Here is a 17,421-nt window from a genome sequence, read left to right on the forward strand (position 1 = left end):
TGATCAGGCCGCGTCCGACGGCGGCAGGCGCTCGGCCTCGTATTCTCCAGCGACGAGCAGTCGCCGCAGCAGCTTGCCGACCGGCGATTTCGGGATCGCATCGACGAAGACGTAGCGGCGCGGCCGCTTGAAATTGGCAAGGCCAGAGGTGCGGCAAAACTGTTCCAGCTCTCCTTCCGACACCGCGCGATTGCGCTTGACGAAGGCGACGACGACCTTGCCCCATTTCTCGTCGGCGACGCCGACCACCGCGACCTCGTCAACAGCGGGATGCAGCGACAGGCAGCTCTCGATCTCGACCGGCGAGACGTTCTCGCCGCCGGTGATGATCATGTCGTCGACGCGGCCGGTGACGAAGAGATCGCCGTCGGGATCAATGAGGCCGGTATCGCCGGTAAAGTACCAGCCCTCCCGCAGCGATTTGGCGTCGGCCTCGGGGCGGCGCCAATAACCTTCGAAAGCTTCGTCGCCGGCGAGGGTCGCGATGATCTCGCCCTCCTCGCCGACGGCGGCGAGATCCGCGATCGACTTCGCGCCGATACGCACGACCTTGACGTGCTGGTTCAGCCCGGCCTTGCCGGCCGAGCCGGGTTTTGCAGCGGCGTTCTGGTCGATCGTGAAGGTGTAGATCTCGGAGCTGCCGTAGTGATTGACGAACAACTCCGGCTTGAACGCCTCGTTGAGCTTCTTCAGCAAACCATCGGTCATCGAGGCGCCGGCAAAGCCGAGCTTGCGCACGCTGGAGACGTCAGTTTTGGCAAAGGCCTCGTGATGGACGAGGTCATGATAGAGCGTGGGCACAAGATAGAGGTTGGTGATCGCTTCCTGCTCGATCAGCGCCAGGGCCTGGTGACTGTCATAGCGCGGCAGGCAGATGAACGTGCCGCCGATCAGCGACATCGCCAGCAGCGAGCGGACGCCCATGGTGTGGTAGAGCGGCATGACGCCGAGCGTGCGCTCGCCGCGGCCGTAGAGATTTTGCGCGACATGGGCGATCGCCGCGGCGCGTTCGGCGCGATGCCGGCGCGGCACGCCCTTGGGGCGCGAGGTCGTGCCTGACGTATAGAGCATGATCGACCAGGCGTCGGTGCCGACACGCGGCGCGGCGTCCGGCGCACTGTATTTGATCAAATCGGCAAAGCTCGTCGCCTCGTTGGTGCCGGGATCGACGGACACGCGCAGCAGCTTGCCCGCCAGCGCCGAGCCCTGCACCGCCTCAGCGGAAATGTCCTGATAGACGATCGCGCAAGCTTCGGCGTTCTCGATGCAGTAATCGAGCTCATCCGCCTTGGCGCGCCAGTTGATCGGCGTGATCACGAGGCCGGCGAACTGGCACGCCCAGTGCAGCGTCGCCGCTTCCCAGCGGTTCTGCAGCAGCGTGACTACGTGGTCGCCCGGCTTGAGGCCGAGACGGTCGAACGAGGCCACGAGCGCGGAGATCTTGTCGTACCATTGCCGGTAAGTCAGACGGAGGTCGCCGTCGACCAGGCCAATCGCGTGGGGATCGCGCGCGGCACTGGCGATAAAGCTCCTGGCGAGATCAAGCATTCGACGTCTCTTTTTTGGATGAAGCAAGCTCAGCAGCGGCATCTAACGCCGCCTGGACGATCGGGGTGTAGCCGGTGCAGCGGCAGATATGCCCGCTGAGGAGATCGCGGATCTCGACCTCCGTCCGCGCCGGGTTCTTCGCGAGGTAATGATCGAGCGACATCAATATGCCGGCGGTGCAGAAGCCGCACTGGAGCGCGTGGTTGCGGCGAAAGGCTTGCTGCAGCACGCCGAGCCGGTCGGCAGAAGGTGCGAGCCCTTCTACCGTCTCCAGCTCGCAACCCTCGACCTGAGCCGCGAGCGTAAGACAAGAGCGCGTCAGCATGCCGTCGACGACGATTGTGCAGGCACCGCAGACGCCGTGCTCGCAGCCGACATGGGTGCCGGTCGCACCCAACTGGTGACGCAGGAAGTCAGACAGCAGCATGCGCGGCTCGGCTTCTGCCTCGACCGGCTTGCCGTTGAGCGTGAAGCGAACCGCATGGCGCTGATCGGCCTTGAGACGGGTCATTGCAGCACCTCGCCGATCAGGTCGCGGCCGATCCTGCGCACGAGGTCGCGGCGGTAACGCGCGGTGGCGTGGACGTCATCGCGGGCGCCGAGTTCGTAGGCGAAGGCATTCAGCGCATCGTCGAGCGCGCTGCCCTCCAGCCGCGGCCAGTCGCGCGCGGTTGGCACGTCGGCGACACCACCAACAGCGAGGCGCACGCCCGTTGACGTTTTCATCGCGGCGCAGGCGACGATGGCAAAATCGCCGTGACGGCGCGCGACCTCGCGGAAGGCGACGCGCGCTCCTTTGACCACAGGCAGCGAGATGCCCTCGATCAGCTCGTCATCGGCACGCGCGGTCAGCATCATGCCGGCAAAGAAGTCTTTGGCAGCGACCCGGCGCCGTCGCTTGGCGTTGCGCAAAAACACTTCGCCGCCAAGCGCGACCAGCGCGAGCGGCATCTCGGCGCTGGGATCGGCATGTGCGAGCGAGCCGCAGATCGTGCCGCGGCTGCGGGTCTGCACGTGCCCGACCCAAGGCAGCGCCAGTGACACCAGCGGCAGCGTTTCGGCCAGATCAGGCCATGCCAGCAGATCGGCCTGGCGCACCCCGGCGCCGATGACGACGGCATCGCCCTTCCGCTCCATCTGACGCAGCTCCCTGAGCCGCATGATGTCGATCAGCAGCTTTGGCTTGGCGAGGCGCATGTTGAGCATCGCCATCAACGACTGCCCGCCGGCGAGCACGCGGGCATCGCCGCCCTGCTGCGCGAGGCCTTCGAGGACATCGCCAACGCTCTCGGCGCGGAGATAGTCGAATGCGGGCGGCTTCATCGGCGCCCCCCGAACAGGCTGGCGAGCTTCGCCAACACGGCGAACAACGAGAAGCCGCCGCCCTCCTCGCCACCACCGCCGGCTTTACGAGCAAGCGCGGTGAAGAACTGGCTGATGATCACGCGCGTCGCGCCATCGAGCAGACGGCCGCCGATGCTGGCGACCTTGCCGCCGATCGCAGCGTCATAGCTGAAGGTCAGCCTGGTTCCGCCATTGCCGTCGGGCGCGAGCGTGATGCGTCCTTCGGCATTACCGAAGCCGAGCGCGCCGGTGGCGCCGCCGCGCAGGGTGACCGCGCGTGGCGGATCGAGATCAAACAGCTGGACATCGGCGCGATAGCGGCCGCTGACGGGGCCGATGCCGAGCGTGACGTCGGCGCGGAAATGCGTGTCGGTGATCCTGTCGACGCTCTGGCAGCCGGGAATGACCGATTGCAACGTGGCGGGATCGAGCAGCATCGCCCAGACCTGCTCTGGCGCGCCCTTCACCGAGGCCTGCCCCTCACCGCGCAGTCGCCGGTCACCATCGCACACCGGCGCAGCAGTCGCACCGCCAGCGGGCGGCGGCGGCGGCTCGGCACCGCGCACCAGTTCGGCAAGCCGCGCCGGCACCAGCGGCAAAGTGAGGTCGTCCACGCCGAGCGCATCCGCCACCGCATTGGCGAGGCACACCGGCGTCGACATGCAGTTTCCTTCACCGACGCCCTTCGAGCCAAGCGGCGTGAACGGCGACGGCGTCTCCATGTGGAAGATCTCGGGCTCCGGCACCTCTGTCGTGGTCGGCAGCAAATAGTCGGCGAGCGTTCCCGTCAGAAAACTGCCGTCTTCAGCGTAGGCATATTCCTCGAGCAGCGCGGCACCGAGCGCCTGGGTAAAGCCGCCGCGGATCTGGCCGTTGACCATGCCGGGATGCAAGATGGTGCCGCAATCGTGCATGGTGACGTAGCGGTCGATCCGCGTCTCCATGGTGACGGGATCGATCTCGACGCCGCAGAAATCGAAGATGAAGCCGTGGCAGAGCGAGGAGTTGATACGGTCGTCCTCGTCGGGCGGCGTCAGCTCTGGCGGCGTCCAGAACACGGTCTCGCGGATGGTCTGGCCGGCATCGTCAGGCAGCGAGCCAGGCGACCAGTGGCTGAGCGCGGCCACGCGCGAGAACGCAATGCGGTTCTCCGGATTATGCTTCGAGGCGACGAAGCCCTTCGCGAAGACGATGTCGGCGGCTTCGACGTTAAGCTGGCTGGCGGCGATGCGGGCGAGCCTGCTGGCGACGCGCTCGGCCGCGAGCTTTGTGGTGCCCGCCACCGCCGCCGCAAAGCGGCTGGCGTAATTGCCCGATGCGATCGACCAGGCGTCCTTGGCGGTGTCGATCTCGGTGTTGACGCGGATGTCATTCGGCTGGAGGCCAAACACATCGGCGACGACCTGTGACAGCACGGTGCGATGGCCCTGCCCTTGCGGCACCGAGGCGACATGAACCGTGACGCTGCCGACCGGATCGAGGCCGACCGTCGCGGTTGCCTGCGCGCCGTTCTTGGGACCTGCCTTGCGGCGCTCGGCCGCCGTCAGCACGGTGGTGATGTAGCCCATGTTGGAGACGCTGGGCTCGACCACCGCGGTGAAGCCGATGCCGTAGAGACGTCCCTGCGCGCGCGCCGCGTCGCGCTTTGCTTTGAGTTCGGCGAGCCTGCCCTGCTCGACCGCGCGCGCGACGGCTTCCTGGTAATTGCCGGAATCGAGCAGCGCGCCGGTCGCGGTGCGATAGGGAAATGCGCCTGAAACGATCAGATTGCGCTTGATCACATCGAGCGGATCGAGCTTGAGCCCTATCGCGATCCTCTGAACCAATCGCTCCAGCGCGAAATAGACCTGCGGGCCGCCAAAGCCGCGGTTGAGGCCGGTCGGCGTCTTGTTGGTGACGACGACACGGTTGCGGATCTTGACGTGGCTTATGTCGTAGGCGCCGGTCAGATTGCCGTGCATGCGGTAGAGCGTCGCCGGCTCGGGCGCGCGCAGATGCGCGCCGCAGTCCTCGACCTGATCCCAGTCGAGCGCGAGGATTTTTCCGTCGCTTGCGACCGCGGCCGACAATGTCGTCGCGCGATTGGTTGCCGAGACCGAGGCGGTGAGATGTTCGAGCCGATCCTCGATCCATTTCACCGGCTTTCCCGTGACGCGCGCGGCAGCCGCGATCAGCACGATGTAAGGGAAAACGCCCTGCTTGACGCCAAAACTGCCGCCGGAGTCCGGCGGCGTGCGCAGCCGTAGCCGATTGCCCGGCACCTTCAGCGCACGCGCAATCACGGTGTGGATGCTGAACGGGCCCTGGAAATTGGCGAGAACTTCGTAAGCATCCTCGCCGGCATCGTGCGAGGCGACGACGCCATAGGTCTCGATTGGCGTGCAGGAGTTGCGGGGATAGCGGATGTCGATGGAGAAGCGATGCGGCGCCTCCGCAAAAGCCTTCTCGGGATCGCCGTAGCGGAAGGTCCGCTCGCTGGCGAGATTGCCGGGAAAGCCATCATGCAGCACGGGCGCGCCGGATGCGAGCGCACCAAGCGGATCGACCACGGCACCGCGCGGGCGATAGTCGACGCTGACGAGTTCGGCTGCGTCTTCGGCACGGGCGCGATCGGTGGCCACGACCACCGCGACGGGCTCGCCGACATAGCGCACGCGATCCATTGCAATGGGCCAGCACTCGACCGGCGCCTTGACGCCGACGACGAGGCTCGTGGTGACGGCCTTGACGTCGCTGCCGGTCAGGACCGCGGCGACGCCCGGCAGGCGCCTGGCGGCTTCAGCGTCAATCGAGAGAATATCGGCATGCGCGTGCGGCGAACGCAAAATCGTCGCGTGCAACGTGCCGGGCGCAACGCCGAGATCGTCGATGAAGCGGCCGCGGCCGGAAAGCAGCGCGGCGTCCTCGACGCGCTCGATCGAACGCGCGACCCACGGCCTGTCACTCTGATCTGAATTTGCGGATTGAACCGCGGCCCGCACCATGTCCCGGCATACCTCCCAACGCGCTCTTTGACGCGACGGTGACAGATGTCAGGACAGGGGATGCGCGGGCCATACCGCCCGCTCTCACGACTTACCAAATCGTCTCATTCGCGCGCGTGCAGCGCAAAATATCACCTGCGGGAATCAACCAGCGAGACGCGAGACGTTGCGAAACTCGCGCGGGCTGACGCCGGCGTGATCGCGGAAGAAGCGCGTGAAATGCGCTGGTTCCGGAAAGCCAAAACGCTCACTGAGCTCGCCGAGCGGCGTATCCTCGCGCATCACGGCATCAAGCGCCCGCTCCATGCGGACGACGTTGAGATAAAGTTTCGGCGAGACGCCGAGCGAGGTCTCGAACAGACGGAAGAACTGCGCGCGCGAGAGCCCGGCACCCTTCACAAAATGATCGACATTGGCGTAGGAATCCTGCACCCGCATCGCGTCCATGGCACGGCGGATGCGCCAGTCGCAGCTCACCGCGCTCATGCCGCGGATCGAAATCGGAAAGCTCCGCCACGGCGTGAAACGCTCGATTACCGCGATCATGAGATCGGACAGCGTCTGCTCATGGGTTCGCACCGCATCCGGATTCGCCATCATTTCGGCCGCCAGATGCAGCGTGAGCTGGCGGATGCGCGGCGAGACCTCGCCCGAGGGCCGCTCGAAAAAGCCCGGCGCACCGCTCGCGGCCCAGCCAGGGCGGAACTCCTTCAGCCATTCCGGCTCGATATAGAGCGCCATGATGAGGGTGCGCGGGCGATTGGCGTCGTGCACATAGGCGTGCGGCTTCCAGCCGTCGACCAGCACGGCAGCGGTATCCGTCAGCGGCGTGACCTGGTCACCGACCATGAAATGCGTGTCGGCACCCTCGACCTTGAGCAGGACGTGGCAATGATGATGAGCGTGGCGGACCAGCGAACGGTCCATGTCGAGCAGAGCGACCCTGCCGAAAGCGCCATGAGCGATGCGCAGGGCCGTCGACATCAGTTCCATCCTCCCGGCAGCATTGCGCTGCAAAATGATCGCTTCATTGGCACGGCATTATTAGCGGCACCCGCTTCATATTCCAACCGCGCACAAAGACGCAAGTTGCAGGCGGGTGGTCCTCCGCTCATGCGCGCGCCTCCGCAAGCAGACGCGCGACCGCTGCACTGGGGTCGGCCTGCAACGCGGTGGCGAGATCGACGTCCTCCTCGCCCTTGACGCGGATGCGCTTGAAGGCGAGCTCGGGCGCGCTGACCGGCGCGGTCGCATCGAGCCCCATCTTGGCGCCGATGCCGTTGTCGGTGGTCGGATCGAGCTTCGAGCCGAGCGCACCGGCGACAACCATGAGGTCGCGGTCGGCTTGGAAGCGCGTAGCCACCGCCCATTCGATCTCGTCGGACGAGGAGATGTCGACATCCTTGTCCACCACGATCACCTGCTTGATGTCGTAATGCGCGCCGAAGGCGCACATCATGATGTTCTTGGGCTCACCGTCATTGGCCTTGTCAATCATGATCGCGACATGATAGCGGCAGGTGCCGCCGCGCGTCAGGCGGACGTCGAGCACATTAGGAAAGCTGCGGCGCAGATGCTGCAGCAGCGTCGCCTCACGCGGCACGCCGCCGAGGATGAGATGTTCGAAACCGCCGCCGACGATGGTGTGGAAGATCGGCTTGGCGCGATGCGTGATCGCATCGACCTCGATCACTTCGCGATTGGCGCGCGGACCGTAATATTGAGGGAATTCGCCGAACGGGCCCTCGGGCTCACGCACGCCCTGGAGAATACGCCCCTCGATCACGATCTCCGCATGGGCAGGCACGCGGACTGAATTGGTCCGGCACTTAACGACATCGACGGGCGCACCTAACAGCGCACCGGCAATCGCCATCTCGTCCTCGTCCAGCGCGGCGATCGCCTGCGAGGCCAGCATCAAGGCCGGATGCGCGCCGATCACGATCGCGATCTCCAGCGCCTGGCCTAGCTCTTCGGCGAGACGATAATAGGAGAAAGTATGCCGCGGCAGTAGCAACACGCCGATGCGGTTCCTGCTGCTGATCTGACAACGATGGATCGAGACGTTCTGAACGCCCGTCTTGGGATTGCGCGCGATCAGCAGGCCGGCCGTGATATAGGGACCGCTGTCGCGCTCATTATGCTTGGGCACCGGAAGCTGGCGGAGCAGATCGACGTCTTCGTGGACGACGTCCTGCACCGGCCCGGTAGGCACCTCATGCGTCGGCAACGGATGGTTCGCGGCAGCGAGGAACTCCGGCAACAACTGGTCCTCGGTCACACCGATGGAATCGGCCACCCAGTCGCGGCCGGCGAACAGGTTGGCGACAACGGGAATCTCGTGCCCGTCGGGGCGCGGAAACAGCACGGCGCTGTCGCGCTCCAGCCGTTTGGCGACGGCAGCGAGCTCATCGGCGAGGCCAATGCCCTCGCGAGCAATCGCGAGCTTGCCGCGTTCAGCGAGGTAAGCGAGCCAGCCGCGCAGATCGGCTTGCGCCGTGGCGCTCTTCGTGGCCGGATTTTCCATTTGCATGAACTTTATCCTTAGCGTCTAACGGTCAGGGCGCGATCTTGCGCAGCTGCGGCGGGCGACGCTTGAGCGCCTCGTCCTCGCCCCAGCGGCGCACGACGCCGATATCGATGTCGAACAGGTCGAGCACGCGGCCGACGGTGTGCTCCACCATGTCTTCGAGGTTCTCGGGCTTGCCGTAGAAGGCCGGCACCGGCGGTGCGATGATCGCGCCCATCTCGGAGAGCGCCGTCATCGTTCTGAGATGCCCGGTGTGCAGCGGGGTCTCGCGCACCATCAGCACCAGGCGCCGGCGCTCCTTGAGCACGACGTCGGCGGCGCGGGTCAAAAGCGTCGTGGTCACGCCGGAGGCGATCTCGGACATCGAGCGCATCGAGCACGGCGCCACGATCATGCCGGCGGTCCGGAACGAGCCGCTGGAGATGGCGGACGCCATGTCGTCGATCCCATGGCAGACATTGGCGAGATCCCTCACCTCCGCGATCTTCAGATCGGTCTCGTAGGCAAAGGTCAGCTCGGCGGTCTTCGACATCACCAGATGCGTCTCGACGCCGGCATTGCGCAGGAGCTGGAGCAGGCGCACGCCATAGGTGACGCCGGAGGCGCCGGAAATGCCGATGATCATCCGCTTGGGCGTTGAGTCCTGCATAGGTCTGGTTTCGCTCCCTCGGGCACGCGTCCTCGCGGTCCATAACCAAACTAGGCAATCGCATCCATCAGAACAAATAATGATTGATTATGTCATCAATCATCTGAAATGATAGCCAAGGACAGGACCGGCGAACGAAGGACAGCCCCGTGGAACTCAGGCAAATGCAATATTTCCTGTGCCTGGCCGAGGAGAAGAACGTCACAAAGGCTGCGCGCCAGCTCAACATCGTGCAGCCGGCGCTGAGCATGCAGATCGCCAAGCTCGAGGCCGAGCTCGGCCAGAAACTGTTCGACCGCAACGTCCAGGGCATGACTCTGACCAGCGCCGGCGAAGCGCTGGTGCGGCTGACGGCGCCGATCGTGCGCGATGCCGAATATGCCCGACAGGAGATGGCCCAACTCGGCGGGCGCATCTCGGGCCGCGTCTCGGTCGGCCTCATCACGTCGGTGGCGCAGAGCACGATGGCGAGGTCGTCGGCGACCGTCGCCAGCCGCTATCCCGAGATCACGCTGTCGGTCTGCGAGGGCTATACCGAAACGCTGGTCGACTGGGTCAGCGCCGGCCAGCTCGATTTCGCGCTGATCAACGTGCCGCGCCGCAAGACGCCGTTAGCTGCGCACCACGTCATGGACGAAGAGATGGTGTTCGCCTGCCGGAAGGACGGCCCGATCAGGCCGCCTGCAAAACTACGCTTCGACCACATCGCCAAGGTCGATCTCGTGCTGCCGTCGAAGCGCCACGGCTTGCGCCTGATCCTCGACGAGCATGCCGCCGCAATCGGAATTGACCTGCGGCCACGCCTGGAGCTCGACACCCTGCCCGCGCTCTGCGACGTGATCGCGACTACCGATTTCGCGACGGTGCTGCCGACCATTGCCCTCCGGCAACCGCTCGCCAGCGGCAGCATCCGGGCGCATCGCTTCGACGAGCAGAGGATCGTGCGCTCGATTGCCTGGGTGCATCACCCCAGGCGCGCCGTGTCGGTCGCGGCCAAGGCCGTGCTCGATGTCATCAGCCAGGATCTTGCGCAGGCCGCCGCCGTGGCGAGCGGGTTCGTGGAGCCCGCATCGCGCAACGCAACTTCGCCTTCACGCAACGCGCGCAGGAAACCGAGGCGAAAACCGATCTCCTGAATGCAGAATTCCGCACGGACAAGATGTCGCGCCCGCTGCAAAATGAGACGCGTTGGTAAGTTTTGAGACCAGCCGGCATGACGGCCGCGATGGCCTGCTAACTACGGTCCAGGCGCAGAAACTCGCGAACCTGGCGCTCATCCCCGACGACTCCTGTCCCGGACGATTTCAGGTCTTGCAGAACAAGACACAGTCGGGAGGTCCAGTTCGGGATGACACCGTTCGGTCGCAGCAAGATCACGGACAGCACGGCGCCATGCGCCAACGGCTTTCACCTCAAGCGCAGGTCCCTGCTGTCGTTCGGCGCGGGCGCTGTGCTCGCCGCTACCGGACTTCGTCCTGCACGAGCACAGGACTATCCCGCCCGGCCGGTGCAGGTGCTCGTGCCCTTTGCCGGCGGGAGCGCCAGCGACGTCGTCACGCGCATCCTTCTCAACCGAATGTCCACATCGCTCGGGCAGGCCTTCGTGGTCGACAACCGTCCTGGCGCCGGCGGCAATATCGGTACCGCCGCGGCGGCTCATGCATCGCCTGACGGTTACACCTTGCTGATGAGCACCTCCGGTCCGCTGGCCGCGAACAAGTCGCTCTACAAGGACCTCCCCTACGATCCACTGAAGGATCTCGCCCCGATCGGCCTGTTCGCGACGCTGCCGAATGTCATCGTGATCAACTCAAAACTGCCGCCGAAATCTCTGGCCGAGCTGATCGACTACGCCAAGGCGCATCCGCGCGAGCTGAACTACGGGACGGTCGGCGTCGGCTCCTCGCAGCATCTGGCAGCCGCCTACTTCGAGCAGCTCACCGGTACCGAACTGACGCACGTGCCCTACCGCAACATCGCCGCCTACACGCCGGACTTCATCGCCGGACAGGTCCCGCTCGGCTTCCAACTTCTGCCGAACGTCCTCGGACTCATCAAAAGCGGTGATGCGCGTCCGCTCGCGGTTGCCAACGACAAGCGCATGACGGCACTGCCGGATGTGCCGACCGCGGCTGAGGCCGGTCTTAAGGACTACGAGAGCGCGGCCTGGCTCGCGCTGCTTGGGCCGGCGAATACCGAGAAACCCGTCGTCGAAAGGCTGTATAAAGCGATGGTCGTAGCCGTGAACGATCCGAAAGTGCGCGCCCTCTTCGTCGAACAGGGCGCCGAGCCGCTGGTGATGGACCCGCAAGCCCTCAAGGACTTTATGGCCTCGGAAGCCGCGAAATGGGCGAGGATCATCAAGAAGATTGGCATCGAGCCGATGTGACTCCGAGGCTTCGCTTCTCGTGGCTCTGGCTGTTCTGCGCGCTCTAATGCGCAACAATACCCTGCACGCGGAATTCATGTACCGATCGGGATCAACGCTCGCTAGCGCGGCCAGAACTTCGGTGCGGCGCCAATCTCGCCCGCAACCGAAGTGGAGCCGCCACCATCTTAGTAGGAACGCGCGAAGTCACCTTCCTGCTTGATGTCGGTAAACACCGGAAAGCGCGCCTTCCACGGCGTGCCCTTGGCGGTGGTCAGCTTGTTGAGACGCTCCAGCACGCCGAGGCCATCCTTGCGAAGGCTCGCCGACACTGCCGCGCGGTCCGGGAAATTGTTCAGGACGGCGTCCAGCCAGATGGTGCGGCCAGCGAGAAAACCGCTTGCGCCGGCGGCGTAGGAGTAGTCGAGAACACGCTCGAACTTCTCCGGCGCGGCCCCGCCCGACAACAGCACCCAGGGGATGTTGCGGCCGCGGCAGATGTCGCCGATCGAATCGAATTCCCTCTGCGCGGCCTTTGCTGCCGCGCTGCCGTCTCGGGCCGGCAGGCTGTTGGCCGCAAGCGGGCTCTCCAGCTTGAGGAGATCGACGCCGTACTCCGGCTTGGCGAACTCGCGCACGCTGTCGATGACGAGGCCAGGCAGCTTGCCCGGCGATTCCACGTAGTCGGCGGTGTGATTGGCACTGCCGAGAAACGGATAGACCAGCAGTTCGAGCACGTAGGGAATGTCGTGGCGGGCACAATCATCGCCGATCTCACGCACGAACTTCTTCTGATGCTCGTTCACCGCCGCATCGGCGTCCGGACGATACCAGGCCAGCACCTTGACGGCGTCGCCGCCCATGGCGCGGATTTTTTCGACGCTCCAATTGGTGATCACACGCGACTTGCGGCCACCCGCGGTCTCCTCGACGCGATGTTCCTCCAGCGTCATGATCAGGCCGCAGCGCGGCGGCAAGAGATCGATCGCCGCGGGCACCGCGAAATTCGGATCGAACAGCATCGAGCTGCAGTGCGGCGCGAGGTTCTCCACGAGCAGGCGTTTCGCCGCCGTGACGTCGGAATATTCTACCTGCTCCCGCGTAATGCCTTTGGCTTTCGCGATGGCATCGAACAAAGGTGGCCGCTGATCAAGCGCGACCATGCGAAAGTGGCCATCGGCGTCAGCGAGCCGTGCCAGGCCGCGGTTCTTTCCAATCGTTCTCATGGCTTCGTCCTCATGAATACAAGACACTCGTTGATATCGGGGATTCCATTGCGGCCGCCGGCGTGACGGCATTTCATGGCGGCGGTCGCCGCCGAAAACGCCATGGCAGCGCGCACATCGAGACCGGCGCCGATCGCGAGCGCATAAGCGCCGTGAAAGACGTCGCCCGCGCCTGTGGTGTCGACGACGTCGACCGCGTAGGCGGCCTGCTGGTGTAGCTGTCCGTCCTCGTACCAGCTCACGCCGCCCTCGCCGCGCGTTACGGCGACGACGCGGCAGCCGAAGCGCGCAAGGCCCGCCAGGGATTTGTCGTCAGCGGAGCCGGCAAAAGCCGTCAGTGCAGGCTCGGAAAAGATCGCATGGTCGGTCAGCGGCAGCAGCCGCTCGAACACCTCGGCGTCGGCCATGTCGCCGTCGAGCACCGTCGGAATGCCGCATGCGCGCGCTTCCCTGAACAGCGTCGCGGCGCCCTCGACCCAGCGCGGGTCGGCCAGCACGGAGGACGCCTGCGCCACGGCCTCGAGCGGGAGCCAGCTCGCGGCTTCCGGAAAAAGGCCGCGAAAGTTGACGATCTGCCGTTCGCCGGAGCTGTCGACGATGATTCCGGAGACCGACGAACGGCCGCCAGGAAACAGCCGGAAATTCTCGACGTCGACGCCTTGGGCAGTGAAAGCCGATGTCATCTCATGACCGGCAGCGTCGTCCCCTGCCCGGCCCCAGAATGCGACGGACGCGCCGAGCTTCGCCACCGCGATGCTCGCATTGGCCGCCATACCACCGCCGAGCGTGCCGTATTCGATGGCCTTGATCTTCTCGCTTCCGCCCGCGAACGGCCGATCGACGCGCCAGACCTGGTCGAGCGCCGACAACCCGAGACAGATCACGTGCAAGGGCCTCGCCTTGGACGCGACGTCCGCGAGCGCCGACAGATGCCCGATGTTGACCAATGCGCTCACCGCACGACCTGTCCACTTGTGGCATCGAACAAATGCGTCTTGCCGGATTGCGGTCGCAGCGTGATGCGGTCGCCGACCTTCGGACGCAGCGCCGGATCGACCCGCGCGATGGCGGAGCCGCCGGCGAGATCGAAATGGATCAGCGTATCCGAGCCTAGCGGCTCGACCAGCCTGACGTCGATGGCGATGCCGTCGGCCGCATCGGCGGCGACGGCGAAATGCTCGGGGCGAACGCCGAGCACGGCGCTGCCGACCTGGCGCAGGCGGTCCGCGGTCTCGCTGTCCAGCGGCACCGTCGTTCCGCCTTGCGAGAGGATCGCTGCCTGCCCGCGCCATTCGACCGGAAAGAAATTCATCGCCGGCGAACCGATGAAGCCGGCAACGAACTGGTTGGCGGGCCGCTCGTAGACCGTCTCCGGCGTGTCGTATTGCTGGATCGTGCCGCTCTGAAGCACCACGATGCGATCGGCCATGGTCATGGCCTCGATCTGGTCGTGGGTCACGAAGACCATGGTGGTCTTGAGCTCTTGCGACAGCGCCTTGATCTCGGCGCGCACCTGCCCGCGCAGCTTGGCGTCGAGATTGGATAGCGGCTCGTCAAACAGGAAGGCCTTGGGATTGCGCACGATCGCACGCCCCATGGCGACGCGCTGGCGCTGGCCGCCGGAGAGCTCTTTCGGCTTGCGGTCGAGATACGGCCCGATGTGCAAGAGCGCCGCCGCGCGCCTCACCCGCGCGTCGATCTCCGCCTTTGGCACCCCGCGAAGCTCCAGCGCAAACGACATGTTGTCGTAAACCCGCATGTGCGGATAGAGCGCGTAGTCCTGGAACACCATCGCGATGTCGCGCTCGGCCGCCTGCACACCGTTGACGCGGGTATCGCCGATGTAGAGGTCTCCGGAGGAAATCGGCTCGAGACCCGCGATGATCCGGAGCAGGGTCGACTTGCCGCAACCGGATGGGCCGACGAAAACCACGAATTCGTGGTCCGCGATCTCGAGATTGAGATCGGGGATCACGGTGAAATTGCCGTACCGCTTGGTAAGGTTGCGGATCGAGATCGAGGCCATGATCGTCAGTCCAGCGCCAGCACGGGCTTGATCAGCTCACCCTTTGCAAAGCGTGCGAAATTCTCGGGCAGCGCCGAGAGGCCAAACTCGCCATCGACGAGGACGCGGTATTCGTCCTTGTATTTGCGCAGCAGCTCGACATTCGGCTCGAAATCCGCGACCGGGAAATAGAAGGTCCGGATCATGTAGAAGTCCTTGCGGCGGAACACCTTGCCCTCTTCGATGGTCCAAGGCGCCGCGTTTTCGCCGACCAGCACCAGGGCGCCGCGCGGCAGGACCAACTCGATGCCGAGATTGCGCGCCGCATGGGCGCCGGAGCATTCCATGATGAGCGCAAATCGCTTGGACGTATCGCCGACGGGATGTGCTTTGGCACCGAAAGACTGGGCGATTTTCAATCGCGATGCATTGGGATCGGCGACATAGATGTCCTCGTAGCCGAGCGCGCGAAGCGCCAGGACGACGCCGAGGCCGACAGGCCCAGCTCCCATGACGAGAACAGCTCCGGCCTCATTCGCTGGCACCACGCGGCTGACGAAGCGCACGGCGTGCCCGGAGGTGCCGATGGTATCGAGCAACAGCGGCGCGAGACTGTCCTCAATGTCGTCAGGCACCGGCAGCAGACAGTTCTCCGGCACGGGCACATATTCCGCATAGCCGCCGGGCCGGTTCCAGCCGATCAGGCTGGAAACCTCCAGGCACATCTGGGTGTCGCCACGCTTGCAGGCGGCGCAGTGACCGCAATGCAAGGGGATGTAAACGGCGCAGCGGCAGCCATGCAGCCGGTGGCCGGGCTGCTCGACGACACCGAAGATCTCGTGCCCGGCGGTGAACTCGGCGCCCTTGTGCCAGAGCTTGAAGTCCGAGCCGCACAGCGCGGTGCGCGAGACGCGGACCAGCACCTCGCCGGAGCCGACATCGGGAATCGCGACGTGCTCGATAGTGATGCGGTCGTTGCCGTGGAAGACCGCGGCCTGCATGATCGAATTCGGACGGGGGGATTCGTTCATCAGATACCTAGCCTTTCACCGCGCCGAGCGTCAGTCCTGACACCAGCCAGCGCTGAACCAAGGCAGCCAGCACCAGCGGCGGCAACGCGATGAGCGTCGCAGCCGCCATGAGAGCGCCCCATTGCGTCGAGCCTTCGCCAATGAAGTTGAAGGCCGCCGCGATCAGCGTCTTGGTGTCGCCATTGGAGAGCACCAGCGCAAACAGGAAGTAGTTCCACGAGAACACGAAGGCGAGGATCGCCGCGACAGCGATGCCCGACGCCACCAGCGGCATCGCGATGCGCCAGAGGATGCGCGTGACGCTGCATCCATCCACCTGTGCCGCCTCGAACACGCTGCGCGGAATAGCGTCGAACGACGGCAGCAGCACCCAGATCACGATCGGCAGCGTGATGACGGCATGGCTGAGGATCAGCGCGGTATAGGAGCCGATCATGCCGATTTGCCGGAACATCACGTACCAAGGCAGGAGGAACAGCGTTCCGGGCGCCATGCGCGCCGCGAGCGTCAGGATCGCCGGCCACGTGATCCGGGTCCAAGACACCGCGAAGGCGGCAGGAATCCCGAACAGCAGCCCGAGCGCGGTCGAGCCGACGGTGACGATGAGGCTGTTGGCGGCATAGCTCAGGAACGGCGTGGTCCTCGTCAGTTCGACATAGTTGTCCAATGTCGGCGTAAAGATCAGCGTCGGCGGATAGGCGGTGACCTCGAACGACGGCTTGAACGAGGACAGCACCATCCAGACCGTCGGTGCCATGATAAGCAAGCCGGCCAGCACGAGCTGCACCGTGTTGAGCCAGCGTATCCAGCGGTCGGTGTTGGCGGCATCGTTCATGACATCACCACGCCACTGCGCCGCGCAGGCGATTGAAGGCGAGCACGGCGCCGAACACGATCGCGGTCAGCGTGAGCATCAAGGCGCTGGCATAGCCGATATTGAAGAATTCGAAGCCGACCCGGAAGCCGTAGATATTGAGCGTATTCGAGGCGTTACCCGGGCCGCCCTGGGTGGTGATGTAGATGATGTCAAAGAATCTCAGGAGATCGACGCTGCGCAGGATCGCCGCGGTGACAATGGTCGGCAGCAATAGCGGCAGCGTGATGCGCTGGAACGTCTTGAACGGGGACGCACCGTCGATCTGCGCGGCCTCGTAGACGCTCGGCGGCAGCGATTGCAGTCCACCCAGCACGATCAGGGCGACGTAGGGCGTCCACTGCCAGCTGTCGATCAGCGCCACGGTCGGAATCACCCATGTCGGCGAGGCCAGCCAGTCCGACGGGGGCAGGCCGAACGATTGCAGGACGTAGTTGGCCGCGCCCAGCGAGGGGTCGAGGATCACCAGCCACATCATCCCGGCCACGACAGGCGGCATCATGAAGGGCGAGATGAAAAGCGAGCGCACGATGCCCGGCAGACGCTTGGCATGGAACAGCACCAGCGCGAGCCAGATGCCGAAAACGAGCTGCAGCACCAGCGACAGCACGAACAGCGCGATGGTGATCCACAGCCCGTGCCAGAATTCGTAGTCGGAGATCAGCTTCGAATAGTTGGCGAGACCCGCGAAGGATTGCTTGCCGGTCGACGAAAACGTCTGGAAACCGAGCCAAATCGTATAGATGACCGGAAACGCGATCATCGCGACCGTGAACAGCACGGCCGGCGCCGAAAGCGCCGCCATCTCCAGCTTCTGCCGGTCCTGCGTGAGTGTCGCAGCCATGTCCGACATGCGTCCTTT

At 65.0% G+C, this 17,421-nt stretch carries 15 protein-coding genes; 2 read left to right on the top strand and 13 right to left on the bottom strand.

Annotated elements, in window-relative coordinates:
* Window positions 1-3: 3 nt before the first annotated feature.
* From IF809_RS27690 to IF809_RS27720, 7 genes are all read right to left on the bottom strand, one after another.
* Window positions 4-1,548, bottom strand: a complete 1,545-nt coding sequence (locus IF809_RS27690; protein WP_462839092.1) for an AMP-binding protein — start codon at window positions 1,546-1,548, stop codon at window positions 4-6.
* The gene (locus IF809_RS27695) at window positions 1,541-2,059 is read right to left on the bottom strand and encodes a (2Fe-2S)-binding protein (protein WP_462839093.1); all 519 of its coding nucleotides are present in this window, start codon (window positions 2,057-2,059) and stop codon (window positions 1,541-1,543) included. The genes IF809_RS27690 and IF809_RS27695 overlap by 8 nt, the downstream gene beginning before the upstream one ends.
* Window positions 2,056-2,871: an FAD binding domain-containing protein gene (locus IF809_RS27700; protein WP_247279447.1), complete on the bottom strand. Its 816-nt coding sequence runs from the start codon at window positions 2,869-2,871 to the stop codon at window positions 2,056-2,058. The genes IF809_RS27695 and IF809_RS27700 overlap by 4 nt, the downstream gene beginning before the upstream one ends.
* On the bottom strand, window positions 2,868-5,876 hold the full coding sequence (locus IF809_RS27705) for a xanthine dehydrogenase family protein molybdopterin-binding subunit (protein WP_462839094.1): 3,009 nt from the start codon (window positions 5,874-5,876) through the stop codon (window positions 2,868-2,870). The genes IF809_RS27700 and IF809_RS27705 overlap by 4 nt, the downstream gene beginning before the upstream one ends.
* Before the next feature lie 144 nt (window positions 5,877-6,020).
* Complete coding sequence (locus tag IF809_RS27710; protein WP_462839095.1) at window positions 6,021-6,860, bottom strand: helix-turn-helix transcriptional regulator; 840 nt, start codon at window positions 6,858-6,860, stop codon at window positions 6,021-6,023.
* Window positions 6,861-6,987: 127 nt separating this feature from the next.
* Window positions 6,988-8,409 carry a UbiD family decarboxylase gene (locus tag IF809_RS27715; protein WP_462839096.1) on the bottom strand — a complete coding sequence of 474 codons (1,422 nt, stop codon included), beginning with the start codon at window positions 8,407-8,409 and terminating at the stop codon, window positions 6,988-6,990.
* A 25-nt stretch (window positions 8,410-8,434) separates the two neighbouring features.
* Window positions 8,435-9,055, bottom strand: coding sequence for a UbiX family flavin prenyltransferase (locus IF809_RS27720; protein WP_462839097.1), 621 nt, complete (start codon window positions 9,053-9,055; stop codon window positions 8,435-8,437).
* A gap of 164 nt (window positions 9,056-9,219) precedes the next feature.
* Between IF809_RS27720 and IF809_RS27725 the strand changes: the two genes are divergently transcribed.
* Window positions 9,220-10,191, top strand: coding sequence for a LysR family transcriptional regulator (locus tag IF809_RS27725; protein ID WP_462839118.1), 972 nt, complete (start codon window positions 9,220-9,222; stop codon window positions 10,189-10,191).
* A 212-nt stretch (window positions 10,192-10,403) separates the two neighbouring features.
* Window positions 10,404-11,444, top strand: a complete 1,041-nt coding sequence (locus IF809_RS27730) for a Bug family tripartite tricarboxylate transporter substrate binding protein (RefSeq protein WP_462839098.1) — start codon at window positions 10,404-10,406, stop codon at window positions 11,442-11,444.
* A 167-nt stretch (window positions 11,445-11,611) separates the two neighbouring features.
* Here the strand turns inward: IF809_RS27730 and IF809_RS27735 are convergent, their stop codons facing one another.
* Genes IF809_RS27735 through IF809_RS27760 form a run of 6 tightly spaced genes read right to left on the bottom strand, consistent with a single transcriptional unit; the run spans window position 11,612 to window position 17,403 of the window.
* Window positions 11,612-12,649 (bottom strand): tagatose 1,6-diphosphate aldolase, encoded by a 1,038-nt coding sequence (locus IF809_RS27735; protein WP_462839099.1) that lies wholly within the window; start codon window positions 12,647-12,649, stop codon window positions 11,612-11,614.
* Window positions 12,646-13,605 carry a sugar kinase gene (locus tag IF809_RS27740; protein WP_462839100.1) on the bottom strand — a complete coding sequence of 320 codons (960 nt, stop codon included), beginning with the start codon at window positions 13,603-13,605 and terminating at the stop codon, window positions 12,646-12,648. The genes IF809_RS27735 and IF809_RS27740 overlap by 4 nt, the downstream gene beginning before the upstream one ends.
* On the bottom strand, window positions 13,602-14,675 hold the full coding sequence (locus tag IF809_RS27745) for an ABC transporter ATP-binding protein (RefSeq protein ID WP_462839101.1): 1,074 nt from the start codon (window positions 14,673-14,675) through the stop codon (window positions 13,602-13,604). The genes IF809_RS27740 and IF809_RS27745 overlap by 4 nt, the downstream gene beginning before the upstream one ends.
* Before the next feature lie 5 nt (window positions 14,676-14,680).
* The gene (locus IF809_RS27750; protein ID WP_462839102.1) at window positions 14,681-15,685 is read right to left on the bottom strand and encodes a zinc-dependent alcohol dehydrogenase family protein; all 1,005 of its coding nucleotides are present in this window, start codon (window positions 15,683-15,685) and stop codon (window positions 14,681-14,683) included.
* A gap of 7 nt (window positions 15,686-15,692) precedes the next feature.
* Window positions 15,693-16,520 carry a carbohydrate ABC transporter permease gene (locus IF809_RS27755; protein ID WP_462839103.1) on the bottom strand — a complete coding sequence of 276 codons (828 nt, stop codon included), beginning with the start codon at window positions 16,518-16,520 and terminating at the stop codon, window positions 15,693-15,695.
* 4 nt (window positions 16,521-16,524) lie between these two features.
* Window positions 16,525-17,403 carry a carbohydrate ABC transporter permease gene (locus IF809_RS27760; RefSeq protein ID WP_462839104.1) on the bottom strand — a complete coding sequence of 293 codons (879 nt, stop codon included), beginning with the start codon at window positions 17,401-17,403 and terminating at the stop codon, window positions 16,525-16,527.
* Between the last annotated feature and the right edge of the window lie 18 nt (window positions 17,404-17,421).

The organism is Bradyrhizobium sp. UFLA06-24, from assembly GCF_054967145.1.